Raw genomic sequence first — 23,885 nt, 5'->3', positions numbered from 1 at the left:
TATTTGGTAGGGCAATTCTCAAAAATCACATCCACATTAAATCTTTAAACAAAACATAGTATAAAAATACTTTATTAAGATATTTCTCTTAATATATATGAATTCACTTCATTAGGCGAAATATTTAAAATAATTGCAAACTCTTCATTTAATAATCTTTCTGCTTCTTTTATAATCTCCTTGTCTGCTTTACTTAATTTTTTACTAGTTGATTTTGCATACCTTTTATTAGATATTAATTTAATTAGCTCCTCACATTTACCACTTTTAAGCATTATCTTAAATTGATTGTTTCTTTTCTTTTCATCATCTATCCATAATGTCTCCATATTAGTCATATCACTTATTAATGAAGTTACATCTCCCTTAGAAATTATCTTTCTCATTGGAATTTTATTATTATCTAAAGGAATTTTTATTATTGTATTATCATGGTGAATAGGGCTTAACACATAATATTCTCTTTTATCACCATTTACAACTTTCTCATTAGTTATATCTATAACTTTACATACACCTGTAATACCATACATTATATAATCATCAACCTTAAACATGAAAAATCATCCTCCTTAATAACATTAAAACTGTAGATTTTCTCTACACATTTTAATGATATATACAATTTATATTAGTTTTCAGATATAAATTTAAAAATCTATACCTAATAAAATTTCATTTTTTATATAATAAAAAAGTGGCTTTCGCCACTCTTATCTAATAGCATTATTTTTTATATCTTTCCACACCAAAGAATTTTTTATTAAACTTATTGTTTTTATTAATACTAATTTTATTAATTTAATACTTATATCATTATGAAGCCATTTCAAAAAAAATTTCTTTAGTTATTCTATATTCAATTTCTCTTTCTAACTCTTTAACTTCCATAAATCCAATCCCTTTAAATAAATTTCTTGATCTTTTATTTGTCTTTTTTATTTTTGCAACTACTTTATCTGTTCTCATATCAAAAAAAGCTTTTTTTAAGGCTTCCACTACAGCTTTATGCCCTATACCTTTTCCCCACAAATCTTTTTTTCCAACTGCAATTACTATCTCAACTCCATCATTTTTCGGTATTAACCTTAAAAAACCTATTGTTTCATATGCGTTTTTAATAGTAAAAAAACTACAATTATTATTAAATAAATGAGTTAATATAGGCATATCTATTCTATTTATAATATTAATTATATTTTCCCCGGCATTTACGCCTTCATTTAAATTACTTGATATTTCTTTATCGCTAAGCCAATTAGCCATTTTTTCTGCATCACATTTATATACCTCTCGACTTAGCTTTATACTAATAGTTTCCACTAGTTACACTCCTTAATTTTTTTTATTAATTAAAAAATTTATGCACAATTATTACCAGACCAGTCTTTCTATAAATATTACTACTAATATCAATATAAGTAAAAATCTATATTCTCAATTATTTAAATTTAACTTATTTTTTAAGTGTTTATCTTAACTTTTGACCCTTTTGCTTAACAAGTTATATTTTCCATTTTTAGCATTTAATTTCCAGTTAAAGTTATTAAAAGGATTTTTATTACAATTTTAAGTACATCTATAATATAAAAAAGAAAACTTATAAAAAAATATAACCTATAGCTTGGTATGTATATTGAAGTTTACCACAAAAAAGCCAGTAAAACTTTTAAAAATTCTACTGGCTTTATTTCTTAATATAGTATTATTTTATTCTGTTAATTCTTCCTGTGTTAACCCCATATTTAATCTTATATTTTTAAATCTTTCACCCAAAGAACTAATATATTCACAACTCCACTTATTAATCTTATTTAATAATAACTACTCTCTACTTATAATATTCTGTCCACTCTTCACACTTATCTAATGTCATCTTTATTAAAGTTCGATATCTTAATAACTCATCATTCTTAAGTTCTTCCTCTATCTTCATTTTTCTATCTACCCATATTAACTGACTTGATTTTAATTCATCAAAAGCTTCTGTAGTCCAATTTTCTTTAAAAGATTGATACATATTATTTAACAATTCATCACTTAATTTATATATAATCTTTGCATTATCAATATTCGTTGCATCATACGATCTTAATGTTTCTATTAAACTACTATAATATTTAAAAAATCCTTGTCCTTTTGGTAATACTTCTTCAGCCGCACTCTTCCTCTCTAAATAATCTTTCTCTATATCATAATCAGATTTAATACTTTCTTCATTATTACCACTCTCACTATTTTCAACAAAATTATTATTTACTTTTATCTCTTCTCCTATTTTATAACCTAATCCACATATAATAAATAATGCTAATACTACACAGATGACAAATATTCCTTGCCTTAATTTACTTTTACGTCCATAACCTAATACATTATTCTTATTACTATTATTAAATAATATTTTATCTACTTCTGAAACTACAGTATTAATAACTTCTGAATCTATATTATTCATATCAAAATAGTATATTTCTCCAACTCTAGCTAAATATATGGCTATCTTATCTACTACTTTATTTCTAATAGAATTATCAAACAGTTCCCCATGCATCTTTTTTTCCAATTCATTTAAAATATAATAACTTACTACTTGCTGTGCATCCTTTTCCTTATATCCAATACTCTTAGTAGTTTTAAAGTCATATATTGTTCCATCTATATAAATATCGGCATCAGCTCCTCCTATAACACCTGATGTTAAACCAAAGCTTGGATTATATATAACTATACTATTTGGTTTCACTACTTTACTAATAAACTCTAATTCAAACAAATGAATTAACCCTATTAATTCATTTATCACCTCTTCAGTTGGTTTATCAAATAGGTATTTTATATTCTTAGGTAATTTTCCCCCTCTAAAACATCCCTCTAATTTTCCTAATACACAAACCTTTTCAATAATTTGATCATCAAACTCTATATTAAGTTCTATATATCTTTTTATATTTTCTATTGCATCATTATATTTATCTATTAACTTATCATAATTTCTTCTAGATAATTTATTTTTAAATATATCGAAAAAATTCTCAGCTACTATACCTTCCATTACCTTTATATTATTTTTTCTTACTACTTGAGCAATTCTAAATCTAGCTAAATAGTCAAATGTCGTTCCAACTAGTGCTGCTTCTATATTATTATTTAATTTATATTCTACTTTTAAGTCTATTTTGGTATCAAATGGATTAGTTTCATTGTTAAATGCTTTAAAATCATTCCTGCTTGGTGTTACTTTCTTTATAGCCTCTTGAAATCTTATACACCTCTTATCCTCTTTATTATTTAAAAACCTAGTTAAACTCATATTTTATCTCCTTACTGCTTATTAAACTACCCCTTAATGATAAACTCTTAAAATAATTTTCTAATTTATTTTATCTATATTTATATACTCCATATCTATTATACATCTTTTCCCAACTAACGAATTACTTTACACAGAAAATTCTTCTTAACTTAATTCTAATGAAAAATCAATAAATTAATTACTCCAACAAAAATATGGTATGTAGTACCTCTATACCACATACCATATAAAAATATACATATATCTAAACAACCGATTCATTTTTACTTGTAAATTTTTTCACTAAAAAATCAAAAGTACTTTAACAGAGTAATTTATAATAAAGTAAACTTCTTCAGACTACCAACTTTTTATCTCGCATAATATTAAAATTGTTGATGTTTATATATTATTGAATTAATTTCTAAAATGCTATATAAATTAACCCACATCCTGCAATTATTGATGTAACTATAAAGTGAACTAACACCTTTTTATAATACCTTAAAATATATTTATTTTGTTTCTAACATTTTTTTCTGTTATATATAATGGATTAAACTTTTTTTCTTCTAAACTTTTATATACTTTAGTAAATAAAAGCTCATCTTTTAAATAAATTTCACAATTAACAGAATCATATATAACCAACATTATCTCATATTTACTTTTTAAAAAATCCTCATATGATTCTATTTTTTTATTCCTAATATTATAAATCTTATATCCTAGTAAATGTATATTGATTATATAATATTTCTCTTTAGAAATTTTTTTATAAAGCTCTTTTCCACTAATTTTATTACTATTGAATAAATTTTCATAAGTATCATTATAGTATACTTCATCATCTTCAATATGCCATTCATATTTAATTAAATTTATACTTTTTAAAATTTCAAATAAATATTTTTCAGGTTTATTTAAAATTTCAAATCTTATTCCATTTATCATATTATTTTCCCTTCTAAACTTATTGAGATTAAAACCTGATAATTGAAACTATGCTTTTATTAAAAATGGACTTATCAAATTTTTAATATATCCTCAACTTTTCTCCTTACCTCTATGGGTAAACATCCTTGTAATGCTCTTTCTAATAAAATTGGTTTTTTAATCCCGTTTGATATAATGTATTTCTCTATCATTTCTACTTTTGCTTTTCTATTAGGAATTAACTGATAAATAACATACCAATCTTCTAAAGAAGTAAATGGTATCTTAACTCCATTGATAACTTTATATTCTGAAATAGAGCTCTTGTCAAATATATATCTAAAAGCTCCATTATTATGATTAACTACAAAACCAGCCATGACATCAACATCAACTTTATTTATTACATACTCATAAAAGTATTTTGTTGAGTATGTTGTAGTCTTTTCCCATTTTTTCTTTTCACCAATACTTTTAAGGATTTCATCAGCCTTTTCAATATCATTAATACCTACAAAAATATCTATATCATTAGGTTTATCTATAAGCCCAAACCTATTCAACAGCATGGACGCACCAACTCCCCATGTTATATCTGCATCATTTAACTTTTTACCTATACAACTTAAAGTATTAAACATTTAATCTCCCCTCCATTACCTATATATATTATACAAAAAATAACCTTTAAAATAATATTATTTATAAAGGTTATTTTTCTATGTTTAAGTTAAATATAAAATATATATTAAGTAGACATTAATTTTGATATGTAATATGTAATTCATCTAAATATTCAAATTGCTTAACTTCCTTAGCATCTAAATCTTCTTTACTCATATCTATAGCACTTATTCCATTATTATTATATGTTGAATAATAATATATTCCTTTTTGTTGACACATACATGAAGTATACAATGTTATATCATCTAAACCATCAGATATAACAGCTCCCCTTGGCATAGCTACATTATTTAACATATGGAAAAATTGACTTACTCCAGTCATTAAATCTTCTGTTTCTGAAAGCCTTGATTTTAAATATGCTATTCTTACAAACCTATCTACTCCTGAACATCCCCCTGGTAATCCATTAGTTCCTAGCCCTACTCCTAATGGTTTTAACTCCTTATCTCCCCATTTTACAGGCTCTGGCTGAATAGACGTAGTTTTTATATATTCATTTAAATTAGTTAAATGCCAATCAAATGTCGGAGAATTAGTCATAACCCCAATTGGATTTTCATAAACTTTTAAACTTTCTTTTGTTTTTTCTATGACTATAGATTTTCCATTTGTATCAGCTACTATCCAATGCAGTGTTGGAAGTGGTGTTTTCTCATTAATTGGAACTGCAACCAATTCTACATTTCTAATTTCATCTAAAACCTCATCTACAGTTTCAAAGTTCGATAATATCCACATAATTAAATCGTATGGAGCTAAATTATTCTTACCTTGAATAGCCTTTTCTTCTACATGAAAATATCCAGGAAAGTTAAGCCCTGCACACCCTAATCCTTTTTCATTCATTGCATCTGCAAATGCTGGATAATCATCTATAATACTAGCCATACCTATTATTGCATATTTATTTTTTTTCATATTTCCAGTAACTCTATCTATATATTCATAATTTCTAGGTAATAAGGTAACTGCTTGATTAAATGAATATGCTAAATCCATATTTCTTCCAAATAGATTATATCCATCTTTTGTTTTTAAAGTTAATGCTGTGCACATTTTTATTTCCTCCTAATAAAATTTCTACTTGGATTAGATTATCCTCAATCAAATAACTTTATACTAATACTCTAAGTTTAACCAATTTAAACTCTTTAATTTTACAAAATAATCCCAACCAATTATTAAATCAGTTGGGATATTAAAAATATTAAATTAATCAAATATTATTAAAGCCATAAATACTAAATCTTCACCTTTTGTATTATCTAATCCATGACCACTTCCACTTGGTGTGAATGTTACATCTCCAGCTTTAACAGGACGTATAATTCCATTATCATTATAATTTCCTTCTCCACTTAAAATATAATAAGTTTCACTTTCTCCATTATGCTCATGATATCCTAAGGTACATCCTGGTTCTATTGTTACCTTTGCATATAGTCCACATTTCCCATTCAATTCTTTTTCACCTAATATGTGTTCAATTATTACATGACCTTTTCCTCCACACATATTTTCTACTTTTTGAATCTTACTCATATACCCCGTCTCCATTTCTTTTATATTATATATTTTTTTAACCAACACTATTATTTTACTCCTCTTTCCCATTTAATTACAAGTTTTCTAGCAATCATTAACACTCTAAGGTAACTCTAATACTAAAGTGAATATTTATAAATACTGTATATAATATAAATTAAATGTACTTCAACAAAAATATGGTATGCAGTACATCTGTACTACATACCATATTAATATTATTGCTTAATAGTATTATTTTATTCTGTTAACAACTTTTAAAATATGCTCTAGCTTCTCTACTGATTCAATTCTTTGATTACATACCCTACTATCTAAACAAATATAAAAACCTAATGATTTATAATCTTCTTCACTAAGTGGTTTACATATTGGAGACACAAATTCTACTTCACTTTCACTGCCTATCCTATTACAGATAGCACAGATGTTACTACTTTTTTTTGTTGTTTTAGGTAATCTACAAGCCATACCTAAAAGCTTCCCATCCAAATTATAAACAATAAATAATTTCTTAGTACCTTCATCAATCCAACCAGTATATACTAACTTTTCATCTGATTCCAAATCAGGCAACTTAAGTTTTTTCTCTTTTTTAAAAACTTTATTAATATCAGCTTTTGTTAATTTATTCATACCATAAACATATTTATCTAACTCTTTTAAAAATGGTTCAATCTGTAATGGTTCATTAATTCTTCCTATATTAAGAACATCTCTTCGCTCTGGTGATAAGCTATAAAATTGTGACAATATCTTATCTTGGCAACATAACTTAGTAGTTTCTACTACATTGGCATCTACACAATTTCTAAAGGCATTATTTAGATCATTTAAACATCTCTTTATATAATTAAATTGTTGTTTTTTTATAAATTCTTTCATATCTTTACTCCTTAATTTCAAATAATAAAACTATGAATTTATAATCAAGGAATACTAATTTCAGCTAAAAAACTATTTTAGCTCCAGACAAAGTTTAGCTTACTTTATTGTAGTCCTTGAAAGGAGCAAATTAATTTAAACATGAAAGTTTTATAATCCTTCATTCAAATCACCTTCCATATTATTAATTCCTATATTATAACATAGACTTATTAATATATGTTAACTGAAATTTAATATTACATTGCCTTTTAAAGTCTATCATTAGCAATACACTTATCATAAAGAAAAACTATTACCAAATCCCCTGAATTTGCGAATACTCTTAATAATTACTAATTAAGTGAACTTTGTAATTTTTTTAGCTCACCTCTATTTTATCCCTCCATTACCTTAACATAAAAGCTTCTATTTCTAGGACCATCAAATTCACAAAAATATACATCCTGCCATGTACCTAATATAAGCTTCCCATCATCTAATATAAGAGTTTGTGAAGCCCCAATAGTTGATGACTTCATATGAGCATGAGAGTTTCCTTCAAAGTGCCTATAGTTAACGTCTTCACTTGGATATGCTTTTTCAAATCCATAAATCAAATCTTTTATAACATCTGGATCAGCATTTTCATTTATAGTTATTCCAGCTGTGGTATGAGGACAATATACTACTACAATTCCATCCTTAACACCACTTTCTTTAATATCATCTTTAATTACACCTGTAATATCTACCATAGTTTGATTACTCTGTATACTTAAAGAGTGTTTATATAACTTTTTCATAATTATCCTCTCCTTTATATCCTTATACCATAATATAGTTATAAATCTTTAAACTATTATTATCAATTCTATTAAATACAAATATTCACACATATTCTCTTCCCCATATCAGTTTTAAATATATTACTAAAACAAGGTAAATCATATATTAAGAGGAAAAACTATCCATATTTTAACATATTTAAACTTTGAATTTGTTTTTGTTTTATTACTATATATCTATCTAATATATGGCTAACTCTTAAAACTTCTCACTATAATTATCCTACTAAAAATATATGTTTAATACAAACTTCCAATACTTAAAGTGAATTAAGTTAAAGACTCTTCTTCCTTTATACTAATTAAACCCCAGAAATATTAATTATACATTCCTGAGGTTTAACTTTATTATTCTAAAAAATTAATTTTTTCTTTTTAGCGTGAATACACCTACTAAAGAAGTTATTGTTCCTAATAATCCCATAAGCACTGGTGAACTTCCACCTGTTGCTGGTAAACTATTATTACCTTTTCCATTAGTATTAGTACTTACATTATTATCTGAAGGTTTATTATTATCAGATGGCTTGTTTTGACTTCCTTCTTCTGATTTTACTATAACTTTAAACTCTGCTACTTTTCCTTCGTATTTTACAGTAATTATTTTCTCTCCTACTGTTGTAGAATCTAAATCACTTATTAAAAGGCTATCTAAAGCAATTTCCTTTATTGTTCCATCACTGTATCTTGCTTTAACCTTCATTCCTTCAAGATTAAGCTTTTCGCCTATTTTGTATTCTATTTTTATAGGCGCTACTACTTCAATTCCTGTTAAAACTGCCTCTTCTACTAAATTTGATTCTTTTACAGATACAGTAAATATTGCACTTTTATCTTTAAATGTTACAGTAATATTTTGCTCTCCAATAGTATTTATATTGTACCCAGTAACTTCATATCCTTCATTAATTATTTTTTTCGAATTATTGCTATAATATGCAGTTACTACCATACCTTCAGTATTAAGAGGTTCTCCTACCTTATATTCTAACTTTGTTGGAGGTGTAGTAATTTCAATTTTTGTTATAACTGGCTCATTTACAGTAACTTCAAATTGTGCTGTCTTCGTGATTTCATTTTCTGTATAAATAACTGTAATTTCTTGAGTTCCTGCTACTTCATTATTAAATCCATTTACTTGAATATCTTCTGCTTTTAGAACCTTCTCAGTATTATTGCTGTATTTAGCTACTATTTCCATTCCTGTTAAATCAAGATTTTCTCCAACTTCATAAATTGTTTTTGTTGGCATATTCTTAATTTCAATTCCTGTAAGGTCTATGTTTTTTGCTACAAATTGAATTTCACGCATTGCAAACTTTTTGATTCCAGTTACATCCTCATCCCATTTATGACCAACATCAAGAACATAAATTCTTACCTTTTCTGTATTAACCGGTTCAAATGTACCCCCTTGTTTTTCACAGTCTTCTTTTTCTGTTGTCCAATCTAAATTAAATTCTTTATCTTTTTGTCCACTATCATCCTTAATAAATATCCATTCTCCATTTTCATCAGGAATAGCTACTTTAAATTTCTTGATACCTTGACTTGCTCCATAATTTGTCCACATATCAATACCACTCAATTCAACTTTTTTACCAAAATTGTATTGAATCCACCCTTTTTCTTCCTTCATTTTAGCTAAATTTTTATCATCAGCTTTAAATGCAGCACTTCTTCCATTATTTATGTGCTCATCAAAAAGAAGTTCAAGTGAGTAACCTTCAAACAAATCAAAATTTGTTAAGAAAGGACTTTCTTCTACTGTAACTTTAAAAGTTGTTTGCTTTCCTTCATATTCAACAGTAATAGTTTGTTCGCCTACCATCTCTGTATTAAACCCTGTAAATTTAACTCCCTCATTACCTGTAATCATCTCTGCTGTTCCATTGCTATATTTGGCCCTAATCTTAACTCCTGTAGAATCAAAACTTTCACCCAATTTATAAGTTGTTTTTGTTGGCTTTCCTATAATTTCAATTGATTCTAAAGTAGGTTCTTCTACTTCTATTTCATTTGTCTTTTCAGCTGTAATATAAACTACGTCTAATCCTGTTGTATTAACTGTAAAATCTACTTCTCCATTTGCATTTTCAACATTGACAATCTTAACATCAACTGTACCATCTGTCTTACCTAATATTACTTTATAATTTCCCGCTTCCTTTGCAGAAAGAGTTACAGTTACTGTTCTCTCTCTATTTCCTTCTGATGAATTTCCATTATTAGCATTTCCATAGAAATGAAGTACACCAAGTGCTCTTGCATCTTTACCTTCAAGTACGCTTAATGTTGGCTCACCTTGTTTTGACATACCATTATTAATATTTTTAATTTTCATGAAAATATTTGATGTCATTTCAGATGTTACAGGTATTCCTGAATGAATAATATCTTCATTATTCTTTAACACATGAAGCATTGTTTCAACAGTGCTAAGAACTGGTTTTGGATACTTTGTTCCATTTACTTCAAAATTATTATATAACTCTCCATAACAATATAAACCTATTCCTTGACCACCTCTAGCTATTGTCTGAGCTGTAATTTGCTTTGCAACACTTCCATCATTCATAGTTGCACTAATTTCTGTTGGGAATAAAATTGGGAATCCTGTTGCATAAGTATCTTTTACCTCTTCTGTTTTATAAGTATTGTATACCTTATCAAGATTGTTATAAATCTTCCAGGCTTGTCCGTAAAACATAGTTCCAATCATATCTACACTCTTATAGAAGTCCATAGTTGTTCCATCATTGGAATATTGTGTATCTCTAATATCATTCTTTTCTGTATGTCCACTTTGAATATTTGTAGTAGTTGGTTTATAAGGGTCTCCTTTATGAAGGGCATTACTAAAACATTTCCATAAGTTATTAATTGTCTCTGCCCTGAATTTATTATCATCTTTACCAATATTTTTTGGATCGGCATGATACATTTTCTTCAATTCTTTATAGTATGGATTTTTATCATTACCTCCATCTACGTAAAAATTAAACCCTTCTTCATTTCCAATCTGATATCCTATAATATTAGATGAATTTGCAAAATTTCTTCCTAGTGCTTCTAATGCATTTGTAATTCCTTCAAATACATCCGGATGCCAATATTCTAGAAAATTTTCAATTCCGGCATGACTTCCACCATGCTCATCTCTATCAGCTCTAATATCTGCTGCTGATGTAAGATTATTTCCCCATTGCATAGTCAATGCATAATCACGCCCATCAATATTATGTTCATCAAAATGATATCCCCAGAAATCATCCATTTCTCGTGGAATATTATCTGTCTGACTATGGAAGAAAATTATTAATTCTGTTTTTAAACCATTTGCAGCTGCAAGATCTGTTACATGATTTAAAAATGTAAAATCATATTCTCCTTGTACAGGCTCCCAATCACGCCAATATGTCATTAATTGAACTGTATTAAAACCAATATTACGCATATCAGAAAAGTATGCATTCCATTCAGCATCTGTAATTTCTTTAAAATTATCTCCTACATTAGCAGGATTAGAACTCATCTGTCCATTATCATCAACACGAGTATCCCACCATCCTGTCTCTATAGCTAATGGATAATATGGTTCACCATTAACATAATAAGCTACCTTTCCATTTTCCAATTTTACCATAGCAACTGGATGATTTGCAGCTTCACTTTCAGGTACTGTTTTAACATCCTGCTTTATAAGATTTTCATCAAATATTGTGTCATAAACCTCTTTTAGTCCATCTTTATCAACATACTTGTCTAACTTTTCATACGGTAGTTCAGAAGCTTCTACTTTCTGAGGTTCCATCATAAAGACTGTCATACATGCAAGCATGAAAAAAGATATTATTTTTCTTGTTTTTCTTCTCATATTTCCTCTACCTCTACTTTTATACATTTATTATTAATTCAGCCTGTCCTATGCGCTCTGTCTATCTTATTTTTATAAAACATAACACATAAAGACAAACTTAAATTAATATACTTTTACTCAAACTTAGTATAACGTTTCATCATACTTCTATATCTAAATCTTGCCATCTGATTTTTTGCTTTTACATCTTCTTCACTTCCTGTATAACAACATCTCAGGCAATAGTATTCCTTCTTTTCCTTATCATAAAACATGTCGATATCTAAATCTCTCATAAAGCAAGATGGACATCTATAATTTAATTTTCCTTTTGTAGATTGAGCCATGTTCTCATCACCTGTCCTTTCTTTAACTCTTTCTTCAAACCTAATGTAAACATAGGACTAAATGCATATCCCTCTCTATAATATCCTTTTATATCTTTTCCATACGGAGTAACTGTTACTTTAGTTTCAATTTCAGGAATAATTGCACAAACTTCATCTACCGACTGAAGCTCTGCCTCTCTACATTTATATGAATATTTTATCTCTTCAATTTTTTCTTCACTTTTTACCATAAGAGTAATATTACTCATATCTTCAGGATATTCAGTTGTACCATAGCATGCAGTCATATACTCATTAAACTCTACATACGCATCTGAATCACTACTATTGTTTATCTCTCTAATAATTTCAATCTTAGAACTTCCTTCCTCAAATATAAATGTAGACGTTACCTCAATACTTAAATCTGAAAATTCTATAGTTACAGGATCTAGCTTAACAATATGTTTCTTTCCATCTTCACTATATTGTGCTTTTGTTCTACATAAGCAAAGGTCTACTTCCTCTCCTTTATAGCTTACCTTCAAACTCTTTATAGTCCCTTCTCCTGCATAATGTGTAAAATATCCCGCTCTATAATTTGCTTGAATTATGAATGGATAACTTGCATCCTGAATATGTTTTGTTCCAATTCCAACTGGCCATTCAAGTTTTGCTACATAAGGACGCAAATCAATTATTGCTCCTCCTTGATTCATATCAAGGCAAGTTCTCATATATGGATCAGCATACCAAAAATATTGCTTATCTGAACCATATAAAATATCTTTCCACATTGCACATTCTGGCTGCTCATACGAATGGATTGACCTATAGTAATCAGCAAACTCACTCATAGTAAGATCTTCAAGCTTCCCTTCCTTTTTAAGCTTTCCATAGTATGCCATTCCATCTTCGTAGCTCTTTAGAAGTAATTCATATGGGGATTCCCAACGCCCCATCTTATTCATCCAGCCAGGTCCTACAAACATCATGTTATATGCATATCCTCTGTTGTATTTCTCTAAACTTCTATATTGATCTATTAAATTATACAAATATGGATATTCCCCATCTTGATAGATCATCCCCCTTAACACATTTTGAGGATGTGTTCCAAAGTTTGATCCATTTCCATCAAAACATGCCATTAAATCTCTTGAAAGATGAGGTATTGCTACAATGCCGCAATCTTCAGCTTTATTTGCTGCTGGAGCATGAGTATTCTGCTTTGATGGAATCCATGGATTCCAAGGACCACCATCAAACAACGTATACCAAGAATTGTTACAAGTTCTGTATGCCTTTGGCCCTTCTTCCCAACATGTTGCTACTGCTGCTTTTACTGATGGATATTCTTCTTTAATATAATTCATAAGCTCCGCATCTATATAATAGCTTCCTGTAGATTCTGGATAAAATCCAAATATCTCATAGAACTTTTCAAATACATCCTTTACAATTGCTTTTTTATCCTCCATTGAAAACATCCATATACAGAAGTCTTTTGTATTGTATTTTTTTCTAAACTCCTCACATGGTAATCCTAATAGAGTTAGTGAAATTTCATCACCATATTTTTCATGATGTTCCTTCGCTAAGTTCACTGCTTCATCATTAAATAGACTCGCATATGTCATTTGTATTGTTGTCTTTAATCCATTTTTATGTGCAATCTCTTGTTGTGTTTTAAAAATATCTAGACTTTCTGTTAATAAAGATTCTCTAGATATATCCTCTTCCTTACCATGCCCTGTTACTTTCTCTGCATATTCTGGAACCATCTCAGGTCTGTGAATAACATTTAATATCAACTTACTCATATATTTTTCCTTTCCCTTATTTCTATTTTTTTATAGTTGCTTCTTCATATCTTAATGCAAAATAAAGTGCCCAATCCTGATCATTTGCCCATGGATCATAATAATGTCCTTTTTTTCCATTAACCATCTCTGGATAAACCATTGCACAAGAAGCACTTCCATCTGTTCCAAACAGATTTAAACATCCTCTAAAAGAAGCTTTTGCTTTTTCTTTATATTTTTCATTACCCGTAATATTACTGTACTGAATAAAATCTATTCCAGTTAATGAGCTCCAATAATGTGGGTATGTATCTCCATAATTCCTATATTTCCCAAACCATCTACCATCCCAATGTCTTATAGCAACTTCATATTGATGATAATCTGGTTGCTCTCCATTAAATAATTCTAGAACCTCCATTTGCTTTTCAGCCTCTTCTAAAAAGCGTTTATCTCTAGTAATATCATAAGCCTGAAGAAGACAGCTCACAGCAGGAGCTACTATACTCTGTTCATAACGCACTTCAAATGGTGGATAATGTAATCCATTCTCTAAAATATGAAGCGCATGTTTTATAAAATCATTCTCAAATATTTCTGCTTCATCTTTCATATTTTCTAGCTTAAGGTACTCTAATAACTCTATTGCTGGAATTGCAATTCCATAAAAGGTTCCTCCACCCTCTTTATAATAACGTTCCATTGTACTGAAAGAATCCTCTAAATACTTTCTATCTTTAAACAAACGATATAATTCTAAATAGAATACAGACATCCATGGATAATTATATAACCTATGCCAATCCTTATTTCGTTTTACATCATTAAATACAACCCCAGTCTTAGAATCATACAATTCTCTATAAATATAGGCTATATACTTCTTAAGACTTTCAAAAAAAGCTTCATTCTTATTTTTCTGCAAATATCTTGCAATAAGAATTCCCATGCAAATTCTCTCACGCCCTCCATTATGATCATCTAAATGGCTATAATACTGCTTTTTTTCTTCATTATCATAAATTAGGTATGCTCCATCTAGAACACTTCCTTCCTTATGATACTGTTGCTTTTCCACAATAAAACGGCATCTTTCCTCTATCATTTGATATAAATGTTTACATCCTAGGAAATTTACATGTGTCCTTCTTTCTGCAAAATTGATATCAAACTTAAGTTCTCCAGGTTCTTTTACTAAATATCTACATTTAACTACTGTTATATTACCATCACATTCTAATTGAAATGGAATTTCTCTACCTTGGTATTTAATTTCAATCTGTTCCTTTTTAAATACTCCCGATGATAACACATCAAACTTTATTGTTTCTCCCATAAAATAAGTAAATTGCTGTGAATTTACTACAGGAAATCCATAAGTTTTCATAAGGTTCCTTTTAAAGTCAATTTTATCTAAAAACCAGAAAAGCTCCCACTCTATCTCTATAGTTTCCCTTGGCTGTAAAATCGGAAAATCTGGATGCAGAATAAAATCTCCCCTATCATTGCTTTCTTCAGTCAAGTCACGCTCTACACTATAAGATACAATACTTCCTCTTATAACTTTCATTCCCAAATGTGGAGCTCTTCCTCCCATTTGTAAAGCCATAATATAGGCAGCATTTTCACCACAGAAAATATGTGTATGACATTTCTTTTCAATACAAATATCAGTATCCTCATAGTTATCATTAAAGGTTGTATAAATTCCTATATCTGTTCTTTTGAAACTAATTGGAAATTCAGTAGTATTTGTGAAACTATATACTTCTCTTAAATTTCCATCCTCTGAAAATTTTCTTTCTATTAAAACACTAATTCCTTCTGGATAAAAAACAGTTCCCCATTTTTCATTCCCTTCTATCCAGTTCATACCAGTACTATCACCTTTATGGCCTAAAAAGATAAGTTTATTTTCTTTATCTGATCTAATTATAAATTTTTCATTTATTAACTCTTTCATTTTTTTATCCTTTCACTGATCCGTTCATAACTCCACCTATAATATATCTTTGCATGAATAGATAGAAAATAAGTAATGGAAGTACACCAAGAACCATCATTGGGAATAGGCTAGTCCAATCTGTAGAGAACTGACCGATATTTCTATATACTTCCTGAAGAATAACATTATTCTCACGAGACTGTAAGAAATACAATGGTCCCATAAAATCATTCCAAATTGTAAGCGTATTTAAAATTGCAACTGTAGCAATAGTTGGCTTCATCAGCGGAAATATAATTGTCCAAAATGTACGGAAAGTACCACATCCATCAATCCTTGCTGCTTCTTCTAATTCAATTGGAATCGTATTTACGAAACTCTTAATTAAGAACGTAGCAAATGGTATATTAATTGCAATATTAATTAAAATTACACCAAGAAGTGAATTCATAAGATTCATTTGCTGAATTACCTTATATAATCCTAAAATTGACATCTGATAAGGGAACATCATACCAGAAAGGATAAGAAGAAATATTCCTTGAACCGTCTTATATTTACCTTTTCTATTCAATACATATCCACACATAGAAGCAGATAAAATCAATCCAATCACCGAACATCCTGTTATAATTACTGTATTTTTAAAGGCTCTTGGATACTGCATCTTTTCAAATGCATTCACATAAGAACTAAAATCAATACGTGATGGTAATGCCATAGGTGATAGAGCAGCTTCTGTTGATGTCTTAAAAGTCGTAACAACCAAATAATAAATAGGAATAACCACTATTATTGCAAGAATACTTAATAAAACATATTTTGCAGTGCTTGCTATCATTTTTTTTCTTTTCATTTTCATTATTCTAACCTCCTTTCCCATTTTCCAAATAACCCAAGCATGATACATGCAACAATCATACTTACAATTAAAAATACAATACCAAATGCTGATGCATATCCATAATTACCTTCTGAAAACTTAGAGAACATCAAGGTAAGAATTGTATCAGTCTTATGTGCAGGACCTCCCCCAGTCATAGATACTACAATATCAAATACTTTCAATCCTGCAATTGTACCATTAATTAAATTAATTTTTATTGCTGGTGCCAATCCTGGAATTGTAATATGCCAAAATTGTTTTAAAGTTCCTGCTCCGTCAATGGATGCCGCTTCATACAAATCATCACTTATGCTTTGAAGATTTCCTAAATAAATAACCATAGACCATCCAAACCACTGCCATACCTGCGTCAATATAATAACTATCAGGGCAATTTTACCATTTCCCATAAAGTTAACTTTTTCAAATCCAAGGTTTACAAGTACCTGATTTACAAATCCATAATCACTTGCTGAAAGTAAGTACTTCCACAAATATCCTACGACTAATGTACTTAATACTGCAGGGCAGAAAAATAATGCACGGAAGAAGTTTCTTCCTTTAAACTTTTTATTCAGTAAAACTGCCACAGGCAAAGCAATAAAGCTCTGAAGAATTACTGTTGAAAATGCATAAATCAATGAATTTTTAATCCCTACAAAGATTGTCTTATCTCCAAAAATAGCTTTATAATTATCTAATCCAACAAATGGAATATTAGGTGAATAGTTAGTCCAATTATAAAAACTGTATCGTCCGGTAAAAATCAATGGGATTATAAAAAATGTGACAAATAATACCACTGCGGGAAGTACCATAATAATATACGGCATATTACCCTTTAGTTTTAATCTCCTATTCATAGCTCCTCCTTTTTATTGAGAAGCCTAACATACTAGTCAGACTTCTCCTTTATCTTATTACTCCTTATATCTTATAGCATCTGCTCTGCTATCTAGTGACTTTATAAAATCATCTACAGTTAAATCACCAGTTACAAGTCCTTGAAGCTGAGATAACAGTTCATCAATTAGAGTTTGAGCTGGCATATTTACACCCCAACGCTCCCAGCTACATGCTACATTTCCAGCCTCTAGAATAGGTTTTACTATATCATATTCTTCCGGCATATCTACCTTTACACCTTCTTTATAGCTAAAGCTTCCTTCATTTGCATCTGCGAATGCCTGCTGTACTTCTACAGAAGCAAGAGCTTTCATAACTGCATCTGCTCCTTCTTCATTCTTAGTATTTGCATTAATACCGAAATTTGCTGCTGGCCCACCAAGCATATACTGTACATCTGCCATTTTTCCAAGGTGAGGCATCATTCCTACATTCATATTTGCTTCTTTTATATTTGTGTAATACCAAGGCCCTGCATTAAACATTGCAGTTTTTCCTGAAATAAAATTACTTAATGCCTGCTCATTTGAAGTACCGACCATTTCAGGTGTAATGTATCCTTTTTCAATTAATACACTCCACTCTTTGACATACTTATTTAGAGTGCCATTCATCTTCTTCTCTCCATAAGAAAATTCTTCATCAAAATTTTTTCCCTCTTCACTTGTTTCATAGAATGTATTTTCAATATAGCCCATTAAAGAATGCATACCTTGATCTCCATCTGATAATCCAAATCCAAGAGGTTGTACTCCTGCAGCACTTAACTTATCACATACAGCTACAAGTTCATCAAATGTCTGAGGTAATTCGGTAATATTGTTTTTTTCAAATATATCCTTGTTATACCAAAGTCCAGAGAACCATCCATATGAAGGAATACCATATACCTTTCCATCTTCAGAAGTAGATAAAGCCATTCCTGCTTCATTTATTCCATCTAAATAATCACTTCCTGTAATTTCCTTCAGATTTCCTGCCTTTATTCTCGCTGGGAAATTTGTTCCGTCTGTTATGATATCAGGCCCTTCTCCTGCTGCTAACTGAGTACTTAATACATTGTTATATTCATCAAGATTGATATACGTATACTCTACATTATATTTACCTTCTAGCATCTCATTTACTTTACTAATTACAGGTTCCATATTCTCTTCTGTATACCACCCTGTCATTGTAACTGTAACCCCTCCCTTACTATTATCTTTTTGTGAGCTTCCTCCATTACTACCATTTCCACATCCAACAAGCATTGTTGTTGCTAATACCATGCTCACTAAACTACTTATTACTCTCTTTTTCATAATACCTTCCCCTTTCATCTCTATACATTATGTTAAGTTATATGAACATTTTTCTTCTCTATTTGGATAATATAATTAATTTAAATATACGAAATTATTATCTTCCAAAATAAAAAGAATAATGAACAAGGCTAAAATAATTTTATTACTTTTAACACCTCTATACGTTTTCAATACATTTTCTATAATTTTTATTAGCGCGTGTCTATATTTATATTTTATTTTTATTTTTCATTATCTTCTATCCAAATCTTTATAGAAATATAACAATTTTTTTATATTCTAAATTTAAATTTTTCTATAAATAAAATAAACCTTTAAACTGAAGAATATTTATCAGTTTAAAGGCTTATATTTTTTAAATCACATTAATTTTTTTAAATCTTCAATCCTAACTCTTACAATAGCAGTTGTTCCAGATTTATCTGCTAGTATTTTTAATCCACCTTCATCTCCATATAATAGTCTAATCCGCTTCTGTACATTACTAGTTGCATATCCAAATTTTTCTTCAGGCAATTCAGCAGTTCCTATTTTTTCGTATAATGCTGTTCCATTATCATGTACTTTCATAAGAAGCCATTCCTCATCCCTTTCAATTATTATTTCAATCTTTCCAGCTTCATCCCATAGTTGATCGATTCCATGTTCAATAGCATTTTCAACTAGAGGTTGCAAAATGAATAACGGTACCTCTTTATTTAGCGCACTTTCATCAATATGATATTTTACATTGAATGAATTTTCATGAGAAATAAGTTGAAGTCTAATATATGCTTTAATATTCTCCAATTCTATTGAAAGCTTATCAATATTTTTTCCTCTATTTAAAGCAGTCCTGTAAAAATTAGCTAGCTCTGTTGCTATAATATAAATTTTTTCTTGTCCATTTTCCAGTGCAATCCAATTAATTGCCGATAAATTATTATATAAAAAATGCGGATTCATTTTTGATTGTAATAAATTTAACTCTAAATTCTGCCGTTCAATTTCCTTTGAATATACTTCTCTTATCAACTGCTTAATTTTATTTAACAAGTTTTGTATACTTGTTGCCAAAATATTAATTTCTGTAGTCTCTGATAACTTAATAGAAATATCTAGATTTCCTTTTTGAACTTCTTCTATTTGTTCAACTAATACGGACAACCCCTTAGCTAGCCTATTTGAATAATAATATATTAGAAACCAAGACAATATCAATACCATAAATATAACCAATATTGGCGTTACTAAGCTAATATTCATATAGTTATCATAATAATTTTTATCAATCTGATATGTAATGCTCCATCCATTAGTTTCAAACTTATCATCTTTTTTTAATCTTGGATTTCCATTCCACCCTGAATCCATATATTCATAAAATACCTCTTCACTGTCCTTGATCTCTATTTTTATAGGTATATCTTTAAAAATAAGAAAACTATCTAAAAATACATCATTTTTCAGCTCTACTTTAATAACTCCAATTGGGCTTGGAGGATATGCTGCCATGATTGTTTTTCCTAAAAAAACCTTATCATCTTCATACCACCAATAACTACCTTCTGATTTTACTATGTTTTTATACCACTCCTCATTTTCCACTTGCTTTGAATCTTTAAGAAAATCTGTAAGTACAAAAAACTCTTTGTCAGTATATATAGTTAATGACTTATAATATCTATTTACCATAAGAACATTGTAAAGTAATTCCCTTATATTTTTAGATGCCTTACTTAAATCTAGGTAATCCTCCCTATTAATTAAAAGAAAATCTCTTAAATCATAATTTGCAACCAAATAACGTAATGAATCATCACAAACTTTAATACGATTTTCCATATCTATCGAACTTTGTTTAATTAAATTCATACTTTCCGATAATATTTGATTTTCAATAAATCTAAAAGATGAGTAGAACATAAAACTACCAAGACTCAAAACCGGTATTACAATAACTACAATAAATGCTCTTTTTAATTGTTCCCGAAAAGATTTTATTTTTTTATTCATTTTTGAAAAACTTCTCCCTGTATTTTGCTGGGCTACAACCCACGTTATTTTTGAATAATAAAATAAAATATGATGGATTCATATATCCCACCTTTTTCGAAATATCAGATATCTTCATATTTGTAGTTTTTAATAGTTCTTTAGCTTTTTCTAATCTATATTGAGAAATATACTTTGCTAGATTCTGCTTCGTCTCTACTTTAAAAAGTGTACTTAGATATGCTGCTGACATGTTCATATCCTCCGCAATTTGCGAAACATTTAGATTATAATCACTAAACCGTTCATTAACAATACTTTTTACTAATACAATAAGCCTATTTTCTTTATTTTTATCTTTTCCAGTTTTAGATAAAGTCTCAATTAAGTTAAATATAGCTGTCTTTACTTGGCAAATTGAGTTTGCACCATATATGTCTTCAACTATCTCCATCATACGTTCTTCACTATTCAAAATTTCACAACACTTTTTTATTACTTCAGAAAAATTATATTTTATATAAAGTGAAGTAAAACCTTCTGATTCTTCTACATATTTGAAAGCCTTTTTGAATTCATCATTCATCCCCTGATAATCTTTTAATTTTGCAAATGTTAGAATTCTTTCATAATATAAATAGAGCATTTCACTTTTTTTTCTTATTATACCGTTTTCATTATTAATAAAATACATACTTTTAGACACAAAAAACTGATAATCCAACTGATTTATCATTTTTGTGTATTCTTCTTTTAATTCTTTTATATCTTTGCAGAATTGTCCTGCTACAACATAAATTTCTGACTGATATTTATTTTGGGAAATTTCAATAAAAGTTTTACATATTTCTTCCATTTGTTTTGAATTTAAAGTTCTATTTCGTATTAAAATTAAAAACTGTGTATCACTTTTATTTATAATTAAAGACTCCTCTCCAACCACATTTAAAATATCTTGTTCATAATTCTCCCAATATTTAAAAATTGATGATGAATATAAGGATATTATAATTGGATAAAAAGCTTCATTCTGTATTGTTTCATTAAACTTATCAAAGCTTTCTTCACCTTCTTCTAGCTCCAAATATCTTATAATCTTTTGTGCATACTTTTCACACTCAATAGATTTTAACGTTTTCTTTAGCTCTTCATTTTTAACCTTCTGTGTTCTTTTTTCCTTGCATATCTCAATAACCTTCTGAAAAACCTCTTGGAATTTTTCTAATTTAATCGGTTTCAAAAGATACTGAAGAACTCCCAACTGAATTGCATTTTGAGCATACTCAAATTCACCGTATGCACTATATATAATACAAATAGGATGCCATCCCCGTTTATTCACCTGTTCAATAAGCTCTATCCCCGTCATGAAAGGCATTTTTATATCTGTAAGTAGAATATCAAATTCTTCTTTTTCCATTATCTCTAACGCAATTTTTCCATTTGGAGCTTGTCTTACCTCTAATGGATATTGATATTTGCATATGAGCCCCTGTATCCCTCTTCTCTCATTAAACTCATCATCAACAATTAAGATTTTATACATTGTCTCCACATCCCTCAAGCCATAGTTATATATAATTTATACATATAATATCATATACTTCAATTTTTTTCTATTATAACCCCCATATTATGTCAACATTTTTCATAAAAAAGAAACTAACCTTAGTTAGTTTCCTAAAACATTTGAATTATTAAATAATATTATCTATATTCAATATAAACTTTTCTATAGCCTTTCCAACTCCATTATTTTTATTTGTATCTGTAATATAATCTGCAGCAGCTTTTACTCTCTCAATTGCATTGCCCATAGCTATTCCTAGCCCTGCAAATTCTATCATTGAGATATCATTTTCATTGTCTCCAATGCATATAACTTCCTCTTTGTTTATCCCAAACCTTTTTGCTAATACCTTAACTGCATTGCCTTTAGATACTCCCTTGCAATTAATTTCTAAACTATGCCCACCTGATGCAAATGTTACAACATTACTTAATTTTTCAATCTCAGCTCTAGTTTCTATAACTTTTTTTGTATTAGCACTGAATGCTATACACTTTGCCATGGATCCACTTTCCTTTTCAAAAACTTTTATCCATTCATGTCTAGATCTAACAGTAATATATTCTATATTCAAATGTTCAAAACACTTTTGCTTAGTCATTAAAATTTCTGTTCCTATTCTACTTATCCAATTGCTACAATATATTTTATTAGTTGTATGAAAATTAAATGGCAATTTATATTTTGTCAATATATCATAAATATTTATACAATCTACTTTTGGAATTTCACGTTCATAAATGATTTCGTTTGTTCTTTTATTAATAACAACTGCTCCATTAGCTGCTATAACAGGAGAGCTAACCCCTAAAATATTTGAAAAATAAGCTGCATTATTGTATAACCTCCCTGTAGTCACAACAATTTCTACACCTTTATCATGAGCTTTCTTTATTATATCTTTATTAAACTGTGAAATTTTTTTATTTTTTCCTAATAAGGTTCCGTCCATATCTATACAAATCATTCTATACTTCATTATTCAAAAATATCCTTTTAATTTATAGTTGAGTACTTAAATATAGCACTTATATATATTTATTCACATTTAAATATATTAGTTACTTACCTTCTTATTAATTATAATATGTATTGTTATAAAATCACTACAATTAAATTCTATTAA

Annotated in this window: 19 protein-coding genes; all 19 read right to left on the bottom strand. The window is 28.6% G+C overall.

Annotated features, from left to right (window positions below; all coding sequences use genetic code 11):
- Window positions 1-74 precede the first annotated feature (74 nt).
- The 19 genes from I4V51_RS11180 to I4V51_RS11090 all read right to left on the bottom strand — a co-directional run bounded on the left by I4V51_RS11180 (window position 75) and on the right by I4V51_RS11090 (window position 23,738).
- Window positions 75-557 carry a CarD family transcriptional regulator gene (locus I4V51_RS11180; RefSeq protein WP_195988515.1) on the bottom strand — a complete coding sequence of 161 codons (483 nt, stop codon included), beginning with the start codon at window positions 555-557 and terminating at the stop codon, window positions 75-77.
- Window positions 558-816: 259 nt separating this feature from the next.
- A complete protein-coding gene (locus I4V51_RS11175) occupies window positions 817-1,323 on the bottom strand; it encodes a GNAT family N-acetyltransferase (RefSeq protein WP_195988514.1) in 507 nt (168 codons plus the stop codon).
- Between the two features lie 508 nt (window positions 1,324-1,831).
- Window positions 1,832-3,313: a hypothetical protein gene (locus I4V51_RS11170; RefSeq protein ID WP_195988513.1), complete on the bottom strand. Its 1,482-nt coding sequence runs from the start codon at window positions 3,311-3,313 to the stop codon at window positions 1,832-1,834.
- A gap of 486 nt (window positions 3,314-3,799) precedes the next feature.
- A complete protein-coding gene (locus I4V51_RS11165; protein WP_195988512.1) occupies window positions 3,800-4,249 on the bottom strand; it encodes a DUF2691 family protein in 450 nt (149 codons plus the stop codon).
- Between the two features lie 74 nt (window positions 4,250-4,323).
- Window positions 4,324-4,872 carry a nucleotidyltransferase gene (locus I4V51_RS11160; RefSeq protein ID WP_195988511.1) on the bottom strand — a complete coding sequence of 183 codons (549 nt, stop codon included), beginning with the start codon at window positions 4,870-4,872 and terminating at the stop codon, window positions 4,324-4,326.
- 118 nt (window positions 4,873-4,990) lie between these two features.
- Entirely contained in the window at window positions 4,991-5,977 is a 987-nt protein-coding gene (gene bsh / locus I4V51_RS11155) for a choloylglycine hydrolase (RefSeq protein ID WP_195988510.1), read from the bottom strand.
- Window positions 5,978-6,133: 156 nt separating this feature from the next.
- Window positions 6,134-6,463: a cupin domain-containing protein gene (locus tag I4V51_RS11150; RefSeq protein ID WP_195988509.1), complete on the bottom strand. Its 330-nt coding sequence runs from the start codon at window positions 6,461-6,463 to the stop codon at window positions 6,134-6,136.
- Window positions 6,464-6,700: 237 nt separating this feature from the next.
- Window positions 6,701-7,351 carry a FusB/FusC family EF-G-binding protein gene (locus I4V51_RS11145; protein ID WP_195988508.1) on the bottom strand — a complete coding sequence of 217 codons (651 nt, stop codon included), beginning with the start codon at window positions 7,349-7,351 and terminating at the stop codon, window positions 6,701-6,703.
- A 377-nt stretch (window positions 7,352-7,728) separates the two neighbouring features.
- Window positions 7,729-8,136 (bottom strand): secondary thiamine-phosphate synthase enzyme YjbQ, encoded by a 408-nt coding sequence (locus I4V51_RS11140; protein ID WP_195988507.1) that lies wholly within the window; start codon window positions 8,134-8,136, stop codon window positions 7,729-7,731.
- Between the two features lie 403 nt (window positions 8,137-8,539).
- Window positions 8,540-12,055, bottom strand: a complete 3,516-nt coding sequence (locus I4V51_RS11135) for a bacterial Ig-like domain-containing protein (RefSeq protein ID WP_195988506.1) — start codon at window positions 12,053-12,055, stop codon at window positions 8,540-8,542.
- Window positions 12,056-12,171: 116 nt separating this feature from the next.
- Window positions 12,172-12,384, bottom strand: a complete 213-nt coding sequence (locus I4V51_RS11130) for a hypothetical protein (RefSeq protein WP_195988505.1) — start codon at window positions 12,382-12,384, stop codon at window positions 12,172-12,174.
- A complete protein-coding gene (locus I4V51_RS11125) occupies window positions 12,357-14,189 on the bottom strand; it encodes a hypothetical protein (RefSeq protein WP_195988504.1) in 1,833 nt (610 codons plus the stop codon). The genes I4V51_RS11130 and I4V51_RS11125 overlap by 28 nt, the downstream gene beginning before the upstream one ends.
- Window positions 14,190-14,211: 22 nt before the next feature.
- Window positions 14,212-16,134, bottom strand: coding sequence for a hypothetical protein (locus tag I4V51_RS11120; protein WP_195988503.1), 1,923 nt, complete (start codon window positions 16,132-16,134; stop codon window positions 14,212-14,214).
- 4 nt (window positions 16,135-16,138) lie between these two features.
- Window positions 16,139-16,978, bottom strand: coding sequence for a carbohydrate ABC transporter permease (locus tag I4V51_RS11115; RefSeq protein WP_243281484.1), 840 nt, complete (start codon window positions 16,976-16,978; stop codon window positions 16,139-16,141).
- The gene (locus tag I4V51_RS11110) at window positions 16,978-17,865 is read right to left on the bottom strand and encodes a sugar ABC transporter permease (RefSeq protein ID WP_195988501.1); all 888 of its coding nucleotides are present in this window, start codon (window positions 17,863-17,865) and stop codon (window positions 16,978-16,980) included. The genes I4V51_RS11115 and I4V51_RS11110 overlap by 1 nt, the downstream gene beginning before the upstream one ends.
- A 57-nt stretch (window positions 17,866-17,922) precedes the next feature.
- Window positions 17,923-19,212, bottom strand: coding sequence for an extracellular solute-binding protein (locus I4V51_RS11105; RefSeq protein WP_195988500.1), 1,290 nt, complete (start codon window positions 19,210-19,212; stop codon window positions 17,923-17,925).
- Window positions 19,213-19,575: 363 nt separating this feature from the next.
- The gene (locus I4V51_RS11100; RefSeq protein ID WP_195988499.1) at window positions 19,576-21,210 is read right to left on the bottom strand and encodes a histidine kinase; all 1,635 of its coding nucleotides are present in this window, start codon (window positions 21,208-21,210) and stop codon (window positions 19,576-19,578) included.
- The gene (locus I4V51_RS11095; protein WP_195988498.1) at window positions 21,203-22,735 is read right to left on the bottom strand and encodes a response regulator; all 1,533 of its coding nucleotides are present in this window, start codon (window positions 22,733-22,735) and stop codon (window positions 21,203-21,205) included. The genes I4V51_RS11100 and I4V51_RS11095 overlap by 8 nt, the downstream gene beginning before the upstream one ends.
- Window positions 22,736-22,886: 151 nt before the next feature.
- Complete coding sequence (locus I4V51_RS11090) at window positions 22,887-23,738, bottom strand: Cof-type HAD-IIB family hydrolase (protein WP_195988497.1); 852 nt, start codon at window positions 23,736-23,738, stop codon at window positions 22,887-22,889.
- Between the last annotated feature and the right edge of the window lie 147 nt (window positions 23,739-23,885).

Origin of the sequence: Clostridium sp. D53t1_180928_C8, from assembly GCF_015667795.1 — a bacterium.
GTDB lineage: Bacteria > Bacillota > Clostridia > Clostridiales > Clostridiaceae > Clostridium.
This window is presented reverse-complemented; position numbering and strand designations above follow the sequence as displayed.

Bases quoted from the DNA above. Each gene is read 5' to 3' on its own strand.
- I4V51_RS11140 (WP_195988507.1), bottom strand. From the start codon at position 8,136: ATGAAAAAGTTATATAAACACTCTTTAAGTATACAGAGTAATCAAACT.
- I4V51_RS11150 (WP_195988509.1), bottom strand. From the start codon at position 6,463: ATGAGTAAGATTCAAAAAGTAGAAAATATGTGTGGAGGAAAAGGTCAT.
- I4V51_RS11110 (WP_195988501.1), bottom strand. From the start codon at position 17,865: ATGAATAGGAGATTAAAACTAAAGGGTAATATGCCGTATATTATTATG.
- I4V51_RS11125 (WP_195988504.1), bottom strand. From the start codon at position 14,189: ATGAGTAAGTTGATATTAAATGTTATTCACAGACCTGAGATGGTTCCA.
- bsh (WP_195988510.1), bottom strand. From the start codon at position 5,977: ATGTGCACAGCATTAACTTTAAAAACAAAAGATGGATATAATCTATTT.
- I4V51_RS11170 (WP_195988513.1), bottom strand. From the start codon at position 3,313: ATGAGTTTAACTAGGTTTTTAAATAATAAAGAGGATAAGAGGTGTATA.
- I4V51_RS11115 (WP_243281484.1), bottom strand. From the start codon at position 16,978: ATGAAAATGAAAAGAAAAAAAATGATAGCAAGCACTGCAAAATATGTT.
- I4V51_RS11100 (WP_195988499.1), bottom strand. From the start codon at position 21,210: ATGAATAAAAAAATAAAATCTTTTCGGGAACAATTAAAAAGAGCATTT.
- I4V51_RS11090 (WP_195988497.1), bottom strand. From the start codon at position 23,738: ATGAAGTATAGAATGATTTGTATAGATATGGACGGAACCTTATTAGGA.
- I4V51_RS11160 (WP_195988511.1), bottom strand. From the start codon at position 4,872: ATGTTTAATACTTTAAGTTGTATAGGTAAAAAGTTAAATGATGCAGAT.
- I4V51_RS11120 (WP_195988503.1), bottom strand. From the start codon at position 16,134: ATGAAAGAGTTAATAAATGAAAAATTTATAATTAGATCAGATAAAGAA.
- I4V51_RS11105 (WP_195988500.1), bottom strand. From the start codon at position 19,212: ATGAAAAAGAGAGTAATAAGTAGTTTAGTGAGCATGGTATTAGCAACA.
- I4V51_RS11130 (WP_195988505.1), bottom strand. From the start codon at position 12,384: ATGGCTCAATCTACAAAAGGAAAATTAAATTATAGATGTCCATCTTGC.
- I4V51_RS11095 (WP_195988498.1), bottom strand. From the start codon at position 22,735: ATGTATAAAATCTTAATTGTTGATGATGAGTTTAATGAGAGAAGAGGG.
- I4V51_RS11180 (WP_195988515.1), bottom strand. From the start codon at position 557: ATGTTTAAGGTTGATGATTATATAATGTATGGTATTACAGGTGTATGT.
- I4V51_RS11145 (WP_195988508.1), bottom strand. From the start codon at position 7,351: ATGAAAGAATTTATAAAAAAACAACAATTTAATTATATAAAGAGATGT.
- I4V51_RS11165 (WP_195988512.1), bottom strand. From the start codon at position 4,249: ATGATAAATGGAATAAGATTTGAAATTTTAAATAAACCTGAAAAATAT.
- I4V51_RS11135 (WP_195988506.1), bottom strand. From the start codon at position 12,055: ATGAGAAGAAAAACAAGAAAAATAATATCTTTTTTCATGCTTGCATGT.